We start from the raw sequence: 9,389 nt of genomic DNA, 5'->3' as shown, positions 1-9,389 counted from the left end.
TTATTCAATATAGCTAACCACACCTGGATTGTCAACTCTTTCCCAGCAAATTTTTTTGCCTCTTTTTTCGCCCGTCGCTACAAAGCCTCTAGAGTAAGTGTTGTAGGCTATATTATTGGTGCAAGTTATTAGGGCAGAGATGAAATTGTGAGTAAATCTGGTGTTTTGCCACCTTGGCTGGTATTAGATAGGCTATTGCATGATTGGTTGTTGGAGGATGTTGGTCGAGGCGATCGCACAACAAATAGCTTATTAGCCGCAGATGTGACTCCAGGCACAGCTAAATGGATAGCAAAAGCACCAGGGATTATTGCTGGTTTACCAATTGCCGCCAGGGTGTTTCAGCTTTTGAATGAGAAAGTAAATTTTGTGGCTACTGCTAATGAGGGTTCATTCTGCGAACCGGGCCAGGTAGTGGCGGAAATTCACGGTTCATTGGATGCTTTGCTGATGGGCGAAAGGGTAGCACTGAATTTAGCTATGCGTTTAAGCGGAATCGCTACTTTAACTCATCAATATGTAGAGCAAATAGCAGATTTACCGGCTCAGTTGGTGGATACACGCAAAACTACGCCAGGATTGAGATTGTTAGAAAAGTATGCAACTGCTGTAGGTGGTGCGATTAATCATCGCATGGGGTTGGATGATGCGGTGATGATTAAGGACAATCATATTGCTGCGGCTGGGGGTATTGGAGAAGCTATTACACGCATTCGGGCTAAAGTCCCGTATCCTTTGACGATAGAAGTGGAGACTGAAAGTTTAAATCAGGTGAAAGAAGCTTTGCAGTACCAAGCCGACATTATTATGTTGGATAATATGCCGTTAAGTTTAATGCATGAGGCAGTACAGTTAATTCGTCAGCAGGATATACGGGTGAAAATAGAAGCGTCTGGTAACGTGACTTTAGAAACTATTCGTGCTGTGGCGGAGACAGGAGTTGACTATATTTCTAGTAGTGCGCCAATTACTCAGTCCCGGTGGCTGGATTTGAGTATGAAGATTCCTGTTTAACGGGGGATATTCTTTATAAGATAAGGTTTACGGTAGAAATTAAACAGAAAGGCAAAACCACCGACTTTAATGGTGTGGGAATAATTGAGTGTACACTCAATTAGTTTGTTTCACATAGATTCTTTATTTGAAAATTTTTATGTTGGATTTTGTAGATTAAATGCTTGCCAAACAAGAGGTTTACGGATGAGGGAAAAATTGCGATCGCCTCACTAGCGCAACGTACAATAGGCTGTTGTTTATATAAAAATTTATTCTAGCCACAATTTAAACGTGACTAAAATTCAGACTAAGCATTCGACATTCCTAAAAACCTTAAAAAAAGCTTAAATTATTCAATTAACTCAATACCATAATATGAATCAAATTAATCAGCCTAAGTACCATAAATTTACACTAATTTTTTGATAAATTTCATACTAATTGAGTATTTTCGCTATTAGAAATATTCAGATAATTTATTGCTATTACTACTGTTGGTAAAATCCACAGTATCTAAGCAAGTTTAGGGTAACAGTTTCTATACAGAAGCGTTTATCCTAAATATTGTGGCTAGCTAATGGAGAAAGTTGGTGGAATTATTATCCGATTCCGTTGTGCTATCACGGATGCAATTTGCTCTAACTGCAATATTTCATATGCTTTGGCCTGTCCTGACTACAGGGATGGGAATTTATTTAGTCATTGTGGAAGGAGTCTGGCTAAAAACTAAAAATCCAGACTATTATCTTCATGCCCGCTTTTGGTCGAAATTTTACGTCCTAAATTTTGGGATTGGTGTAGCTACTGGTATCCCAATGGAATTTCAATTTGGGACGAATTGGGCCCCCTTCTCAGAGGCAGTAGGTAACTTTTTCGGCAGCGTGATTGGTTTTGAAGCGTCTTGGGCGTTTATGCTAGAGGCTGCTTTTTTAGGCATTATGTTATTCGGTTGGGAACGGGTGAATCCCACAATTCACTATCTTTCAACTATTTTGGTGGCTGTGGGTGCTAACTTATCAACCTTGTGGATTTTAACAGCCAACTCATGGATGCAAACCCCCGCAGGAGGGGAATTGGTGAATGGCAAGTTTGTGGTTCATGATTATTTTCAAGCCATTTTAAATCCGTTTATGGTCAATAGTGTGTTGCATATGTTCTTTGCCACGCTAGAGACTTCTTTATTTGTGATTGGCGGAATTAGTGCTTGGTACATTCTCAAACAACGCCATACAGGATTCTTTTCTAAATCTTTGAAGATTGCCTTAGCAGCTGCGATCGCAGTTGCGCCATTACAAATATACATCGGTCACTTAAGCGGCGAGCAAGTTTATCACTATCAACCCACAAAACTAGCCGCAATGGAAGCCCAATGGGAAAGCACACAAGCCGGACAACCTGCTGACTGGAGTTTACTGGCCATACCTAACGAAAAAGCCGAAAAAAACGATTGGGAAATTACTGTACCTAATGCTTTGGGATACATTCTGGAATTTAAAAAGAATCTTTCTGAACCAGTACAAGGTTTAAAAGAGTGGAAACCAGAAGATCGTCCCCACATGATAGGTTTAATTTACTACGCCTTCCGGGTCATGATTGCCATTGGCTTTTTCTTTGCCGGCTTAATGCTGTTGAGTACGCTGCAATGGTTACGTGGCAAACTTTCAGCAGAAAACATTACTCAGCAACGTTGGTTGATGGTAGCTTGGGTATTTGCTGCACCTTTAGGATATATCGCTGTTGAATCAGGTTGGATTGTGCGTTGTGTAGGTAGACAACCTTGGACACTTTACGGACAAATTCGTACTGTTGATTCTGCTTCTCATCTACCTGCAAGTAATGTCTTAACCTCACTCATTAGCTTCGCTGTAGTTTACAGCGTGTTGTTCATTGCAGCTATGTACTTTGGTAGCCGCATCATCCGCACAGGGCCAAATTTGGAACTACCAATACCAGGAACGGAAATCACCAAACCCGCAGTAGAAACTACTCCTGCTGAGTTTGTACCCGATGAACGGCCTGTGGAGGCACAACAATAAGTTTCTCAATTAATATTTGGCAGCATTGTCAATAACTGTCAGGTGGGCATTGTCAAAAACGTCAAATTAAGGCTTTGAAGAAATTGCCAGCAATGCCCACCCTACAAAAACTATCAGCAAGCAACAGGTACAAGTGGTTATTGACAATAATCTCTAGACAACTTAAAACTTAGGACTTTACCAATAGGACACTGTATGGAGACACTACAGTATTTTCTCCCTCAAGTCTGGTTTGTAATTCTAGCTCTTTTTTTATTTCTTTATGTCATGCTAGATGGGTTTGACTTAGGGGTAGGTATTTTGTCTCTCACTTCCTCCGATGAGGAAAGGCGAGGAATTTTGATGACTAGCTTGAGTAATATTTGGGATGCTAATGAAACTTGGCTAGTTCTCATGGGGGGGGGGTTGTTTGGTGCATTTCCCTTGGCTTATGGCACAATTTTGAATGCTTTATACATCCCGATTCTAACTATGGTGTTTGGGTTTATTTTTCGGGGTGTGGCGTTTGAATTTCGAGAATTATCTAGACGTAAATTTTTTTGGAATTTTGCTTTTGGTGCGGGGAGTTTTACTGCTGCACTCGGTCAAGGTTTTGCTTTGGGTGCAGTTCTCAAAGGTATCAGAGTTGATGAAACAGGACACTTTATTGGTAGCACTTGGGACTGGTTAAGTTTACCGTCAGTGTTGGTAGCTTTAACTTTAATTCAAGGCTACGTATTGATTGGTTCAACTTATCTAGTTTGGAAAACCACAGGAGAATTACAAGAGACACACTATAAAACAGCTAAACTTGCGGCTGTGACAACCCTAATCGGCGCGATTTTAATTACAATTACCACACCCATCATTTATGAGAGTGCTAGGTCACGCTTGTTTCAGCAGCCCCTAGTTTATATTTTTGCGGTTATTCCTGTGTTGGGAGTGTGGTTGATTTGGCAACTTTTACAAAGTCTTAACCGCAAGGAAGAACGCGCTCCTTTTGTTTGGACTATTCTGTTATTTGTGGTGACATTTTTAGGATTGGGATTAATTGTTTTCCCCTATATTATTCCTAATCAGATCACAATTTACGAAGCATCTGCCGATCCGAGTTCCCTCGTGATTATGATCATATTTATTGGCTTCCTGATTCCGGTGATGCTGTTTTACAACCTTTACCAGTACATTGTTTTTCGTGGTAAGGTGACTGGCGGGCAATATGGAGAGTAAATCAAGTTTGATTTAGATCAGTAACCTCAAAAATCACCGCCAAATAAAATCAGTCCGCTTTGGCGGACTTTGATTAAAATAGTTGATGTTATTTAAGCTAACTATTTGTAGCCACAGAGAACTAAACATCGATTTTTAGTGGTGGCAAGAATCATAGTTAACGTGAATGCTACTTGATTTTTTGCTTAATAAACGTCACTAACTGAGCGAGTTGTTTTTTCAAGCCGTCAATCTCTGCTTGCATTTTGATAATCTTGTCATTCAAAGCTTTAATTTCTGCGGCTGAAGTTGCTTCCGGTTGGGCAGTTGCGACTGTAGCTGTTGTAGCAACAGGAGCAGTGGCGATCGCACCATTTGTGACAGTGGCAGCTGTTGCTACTGTAGCAGTCTTAACAGCAACAGTAGCAGCTACTGGTTCTGGGCGAGGCAGTTTCGCCTTAGTCATTGCTGCCTTAATGGCGTTAATTAGCTGCTTCTGGTCAAAAGGCTTATGCAAAAATTCAAAATATTCAAAGGGTTCAGTAATTTTTTCTGTCACCTCTTCCTTTCGCCCAGACATGATCACTAAAGGAATCTTTCTTAAATCTGGGCTAGCCTGGATTTGTTGGAAAACTTCCCAGCCACTCATTTTGGGTAAAAGGAAATCCAACATAATCAAGCTGAGTTTTTCTTGACGGATGAAATTTAGTCCTTCCAAACCGTCTTTTGCTTCCAAGACCTCGAAATTGCCAGGAGGTAGCATTTCTCGTACTTTGACCCTGACAACGGTAGTGTCATCGATAACTAGAATCTTGTTACTTGCCACGACTGATTGCTCTAAAAGAATATCTAAGTTTAAATAACGGCTTTGTTGATTGACCGTGAGAATGTTCCCACTATATCCAACATTTTGATTAATTGGGGGATAGTATATTTCGGTATAAATGTCGTTGCGGGTAGTGTTTTACAAAACTTTTACTCCTGTGCCTGTAAATTTATGTCAAGGTGATATTTAAGGCCTAACAGTACCATTGCTTAAAGTTATATGACCTCTTCACAATCAGCCCAAATTAAGTCAGAAATTGCCGCAATGCCTAGCTGGTTACGCCGTCCTATCGGTAAAGCCAGTGAACTCTCGACTGTACAACGGATTATCAAGCAGCGTCAAATTCATACAATTTGTGAAGAAGGTCGCTGTCCCAATCGGGGAGAGTGCTATTCCCAAAAAACTGCCACGTTTTTACTGATGGGGCCAACCTGTACTCGTGCTTGTGCTTTTTGTCAAGTGGATAAAGGTCATGCACCAATGGCTGTTGACCCAGAGGAACCGCAAAAGGTAGCGGAGGCGGTGCAGCTTTTAGGCTTGCGTTATGTCGTACTGACTTCTGTAGCCCGTGATGACTTGTCAGATCAGGGTGCTGGTCACTTTGTGAGAACGATGGAAGCTATCCGTCAGTTAACCCCGAATACACAAATTGAAGTGTTAACGCCAGATTTTTGGGGTGGTGCAGGTGCGGGAGAAGCAGGACAGCGCGATCGCATCGCCTTGATTGTGGCAGCTCGTCCGGCTTGTTTTAACCACAATATTGAAACAGTACGACGGTTAACTGGGCCAGTACGTCGAGGTGCGAAGTATGATCGCTCTTTGCGAGTATTATCTCTAGTCAAAGAACTCGATTCAAGTATTCCTACAAAATCCGGTTTAATGCTGGGACATGGTGAGACTCAGGAAGAAATCATCACTGCAATGGCAGATTTAAGGGCTGTGGGATGCGATCGCCTGACTCTTGGTCAGTATATGCGTCCATCTTTAGAACATCTGCCAGTCCAAAAATACTGGACACCAGAAGAATTTGACGAACTCGGAAAACTCGCCAGGGAAATGGGATTTAGTCATGTCCGTTCTGGGCCGTTAGTTCGTAGTTCCTACCATGCAGGTGAGGAGTGAGTGGGTACAAATCAATTCAAAATTGTTGATTTTTGATTATTGATTGTTGACTGTTGACTGTTGAATTGATTTGTCCCCAGTCCCTATTCCCCAGTCCCCAATCCCCAATTTCCCACCCTCACACAAATATTTTTAAAGAAATTTGATAATTGGCTCCTCTGTTTGGTATTTCTGAAAAAGTCTGACATTAGGAGAATCGCCTTATGGCTAAAGTTAAAAATCCCCCAGTTCCTGACTCTGGAGCGAAAGCACCCTATCCTTTTCGCACAGGTTGGGCAATCTTGCTACTAGCTGTTAACTTCCTGGTAGCGGCTTACTACTTCCACATCATTGACTAATTAACTGTTTCCTGGTGTTGCTCAAATCGTGCCTTTGAATAAACCTTTGGGACGAATGAGCAACACCAAAATCATGATTAACAGTGCTACACCTTGCTTATACTGGGAACCCAACCAGGGTGTACTAACTTCTTGGACGATACCAATAATAAAAGCGGCGGCGATCGCACCGTAAGGGTTGCCAATCCCTCCCAAAATTACGGAAGCAAATAAGGGTAGAATCAAAAACCACCCCATGTTGGGACGTACAGCCGTAATTAACCCATACATACTACCCCCCAAAGACGTGAGTGTACCAGCAATTAGCCACGTCCAAAAAATTACCTGCTCAACATCAATCCCAGAAACCTTGGCTAAATCTAAATCATCAGCCACGGCTCGCATCGCCTTGCCAATTTTCGTGTTTTGTAACAAGTAGTGCAGAGCCAAAATAGCCACTACCGCTAATGCCAACACCAATAATTGATTTTGCGGTACTCTAATGCCAAAAATATCAAGTGCCGGAGTAATCGGTAAGTCATAATTTTGATTCTTACCTCCCCACAGGAGAATAATCCCATTCCGTAGGAATAAAGCCAATCCAATCGAGATAATAATCAGCGTCGTCGAATTAGCGCGGATCGAGCGCATCCTTGACCATAGTAATTTTTCTGATATCAGCATCGCCAATACCGTACCTGCGGCTGCCAAAATCATTGACAGCCAAATATTCAACCCCAAAGTATTTACCAGCAAAGTTAGGTAAGCTCCCAAGGTGAGAAAGTCACCATGAGCAAAGTTAGATAACCGTAAAATACCGTAAGTAAGCGTGAGTCCAACTGCCGCTAACGCAATAATGCTACCCACGGCAATGCCATTGACAATTAGCTGAATGATTTGTGTGTCCATAGTCTTACTTAAAAAAGTCGCCCGTTAATCAATTGGAATGGTTAAGCACAAATAATTATTTTTGGTTTTGTAGTAATCATCGACACTATAGGTTATGATTTTGATACAAAAAAGAATTGTGAGTTAATATACATAGGATCTTGTTCGTATTTTTTGCGAAACCACAGTTTTTCAACGGTCTAGTTGACCATGCAGCAGTATTCAAGCTTACCAGAACCGAACTCACAGGTAGATACCACAATTTCACAACTTCGCGCTGAGTTATGGCTGGAGCGCAGCTTGAACCAGCTACAAAGTCGGCTGAATGATTGTCTATTGGCTGTGTTTACTAATGTCTCACAGGCAAGAATCACAGAAGCTGAAATTTTTCAAACTGTGGTTAATGAACTCAACACGGCTTTAAATGCAAGTAGATTAGGGTTCGCGCAGTGTGTCATGGGTATCGCTCTGTTTCAAGCGCAAGACTCAGTTGGTAAAGTTTACTATATTTCTCATTCTCCATCTGCTGGTTCTCCATATCTGTTCCCAGAGGTAAGGCTGAAAAAAGGTAAAAAGCTCAGATTGGAACTGCAAGCAGAAATTACACTCAAAGATTTACAAGAGCTAGAAACACAAAAACCGCCAAAAGCTTGGCGATTAACTGATGAGACTGGTGGGATGGTTGGTTGGCTACTCATGGCTACACCTAAACACAACTCTCATGGCAAAACCCTAACAGCATCACAAGCGCAACTCTTGACGCTATTAATGGTTAAGTCAGTTGAGCAATGTGTTAAAACCCTGACACAACTTAAACAAATTCAATCTTTACAACAGCAATCTCAGAATTTATTTAGCACTAATCAAGAACTGAAGCGGACAAATCAACTAAAAAACCAGTTTTTAGCTAACACCAGTCATGAAATCCGCACACCATTAAGTTCCATTATTGGTTTTACTCACCTGCTGCTAGCTCAAAACTACGATCCAACTAGAGAACGTCATCGTGAATATCTAAATATTATTCAATCTAGTGGGAAGCATTTACTAGCTCTGATCAATGATATTTTGGATCTTTCTAAAATTGAAGCCAACCAATTAGAAGTGCAATGGGAAAAAGTTGATGTGCCAGAATTGTGTCGTAATGTTCTGGGGCTAGTCAAAGAAAAAGCTGGTAATAAAGGCTTAAAGTTAACTTTAGAATTAGATGCTGATGTCACCACCCTGGTAGCAGATTCCTTAAGACTTAAGCAAATGCTGTTAAATTTGCTGTTTAACGCTTTAAAGTTTACCAATAAAGGCACTGTAGGTTTAAAAGTAACACGACAAGATTCAGATTTGCATTTTCTGGTGTGGGATACGGGTGTTGGCATCTCCACAGAAAACCAAGCTTTACTTTTTCATCCCTATGTCCAAATCCCTAACTCCTCAGCTAGCCAGAATGAAGGTACTGGTTTGGGGTTAGCAGTAACAAGAAAACTGGCAGAAATTCATGGCGGTTCTGTTACGGTGGCATCAGAGGTAAATCACGGTTCCCGTTTTACGATTATCTTACCTCTTATACCTACAGGCGCAGTATTATCAACAGACATAGAGCCAGAGGAAGAAGTAACATCTTCACAGTCTTTGCCAATAACTCCTAGCAGTTGCAGAGACATTTTGCTGGTGGAGGATGACTTACCCAATGCGGAACTGATGAAAATTCATCTCAGTAAGTTGGGATATGCGGTAACTTGTGTGAACAATGCAGGGGAAATGTGGCTAGCACTTAGCCAAAAACAGCCAGCAGTAATATTAATGGATATTTGTCTTCACGATGCCAATGGTTTGGATTTAGTGCAGCAGTTACGAAAAAAACCAGAATATCAGCACATTGCTGTGATTGCCCAAACGGCAATGGCGATGAAAGGCGATCGCGAAATGTGTTTAGCTGCTGGGTTTAATGAATATATTTCTAAACCTATCGATTTATCACTGTTGACTAACTTGGTGGCAAAGTATAGCCAACCAAGTTAG

General features: G+C 41.3%; 8 protein-coding genes. 6 read left to right on the top strand and 2 right to left on the bottom strand.

The window, feature by feature from the left end; all coding sequences use genetic code 11:
* Positions 1-147 precede the first annotated feature (147 nt).
* From nadC to cydB, 3 genes are all read left to right on the top strand, one after another.
* Entirely contained in the window at positions 148-1,014 is an 867-nt protein-coding gene (nadC, locus tag A3775_RS04535) for a carboxylating nicotinate-nucleotide diphosphorylase (protein ID WP_066375997.1), read from the top strand.
* A 572-nt stretch (positions 1,015-1,586) separates the two neighbouring features.
* Positions 1,587-3,032, top strand: coding sequence for a cytochrome ubiquinol oxidase subunit I (locus tag A3775_RS04530; protein WP_066375996.1), 1,446 nt, complete (start codon positions 1,587-1,589; stop codon positions 3,030-3,032).
* Positions 3,033-3,227: 195 nt separating this feature from the next.
* Positions 3,228-4,241 (top strand): cytochrome d ubiquinol oxidase subunit II, encoded by a 1,014-nt coding sequence (gene cydB / locus A3775_RS04525; protein ID WP_066375995.1) that lies wholly within the window; start codon positions 3,228-3,230, stop codon positions 4,239-4,241.
* Positions 4,242-4,410: 169 nt separating this feature from the next.
* On the opposite strand, the gene A3775_RS04520 is transcribed toward cydB, so the two are convergent.
* Positions 4,411-5,046 (bottom strand): response regulator, encoded by a 636-nt coding sequence (locus A3775_RS04520; protein WP_066375993.1) that lies wholly within the window; start codon positions 5,044-5,046, stop codon positions 4,411-4,413.
* A 219-nt stretch (positions 5,047-5,265) separates the two neighbouring features.
* On the opposite strand from A3775_RS04520, the gene lipA reads away from it, so the two are divergent.
* The gene (gene lipA / locus A3775_RS04515; protein ID WP_066375991.1) at positions 5,266-6,168 is read left to right on the top strand and encodes a lipoyl synthase; all 903 of its coding nucleotides are present in this window, start codon (positions 5,266-5,268) and stop codon (positions 6,166-6,168) included.
* Between the two features lie 203 nt (positions 6,169-6,371).
* Positions 6,372-6,506 carry a photosystem I protein PsaX gene (locus tag A3775_RS04510; protein WP_066375989.1) on the top strand — a complete coding sequence of 45 codons (135 nt, stop codon included), beginning with the start codon at positions 6,372-6,374 and terminating at the stop codon, positions 6,504-6,506.
* 21 nt (positions 6,507-6,527) lie between these two features.
* Here A3775_RS04510 and A3775_RS04505 read toward each other — a convergent pair whose 3' ends face one another.
* Complete coding sequence (locus A3775_RS04505; RefSeq protein ID WP_066375988.1) at positions 6,528-7,394, bottom strand: branched-chain amino acid ABC transporter permease; 867 nt, start codon at positions 7,392-7,394, stop codon at positions 6,528-6,530.
* Between the two features lie 189 nt (positions 7,395-7,583).
* Between A3775_RS04505 and hrmK the strand changes: the two genes are divergently transcribed.
* Positions 7,584-9,389, top strand: coding sequence for a hybrid histidine kinase/response regulator HrmK (gene hrmK / locus A3775_RS04500; RefSeq protein WP_066424037.1), 1,806 nt, complete (start codon positions 7,584-7,586; stop codon positions 9,387-9,389).

This window comes from Anabaena sp. 4-3, from assembly GCF_001597745.1.
GTDB lineage: Bacteria > Cyanobacteriota > Cyanobacteriia > Cyanobacteriales > Nostocaceae > Trichormus.
This window is presented reverse-complemented; position numbering and strand designations above follow the sequence as displayed.

Bases quoted from the DNA above. Each gene is read 5' to 3' on its own strand.
- A3775_RS04510 (WP_066375989.1), top strand. From the start codon at position 6,372: ATGGCTAAAGTTAAAAATCCCCCAGTTCCTGACTCTGGAGCGAAAGCA.
- hrmK (WP_066424037.1), top strand. From the start codon at position 7,584: ATGCAGCAGTATTCAAGCTTACCAGAACCGAACTCACAGGTAGATACC.
- A3775_RS04505 (WP_066375988.1), bottom strand. From the start codon at position 7,394: ATGGACACACAAATCATTCAGCTAATTGTCAATGGCATTGCCGTGGGT.
- lipA (WP_066375991.1), top strand. From the start codon at position 5,266: ATGACCTCTTCACAATCAGCCCAAATTAAGTCAGAAATTGCCGCAATG.
- cydB (WP_066375995.1), top strand. From the start codon at position 3,228: ATGGAGACACTACAGTATTTTCTCCCTCAAGTCTGGTTTGTAATTCTA.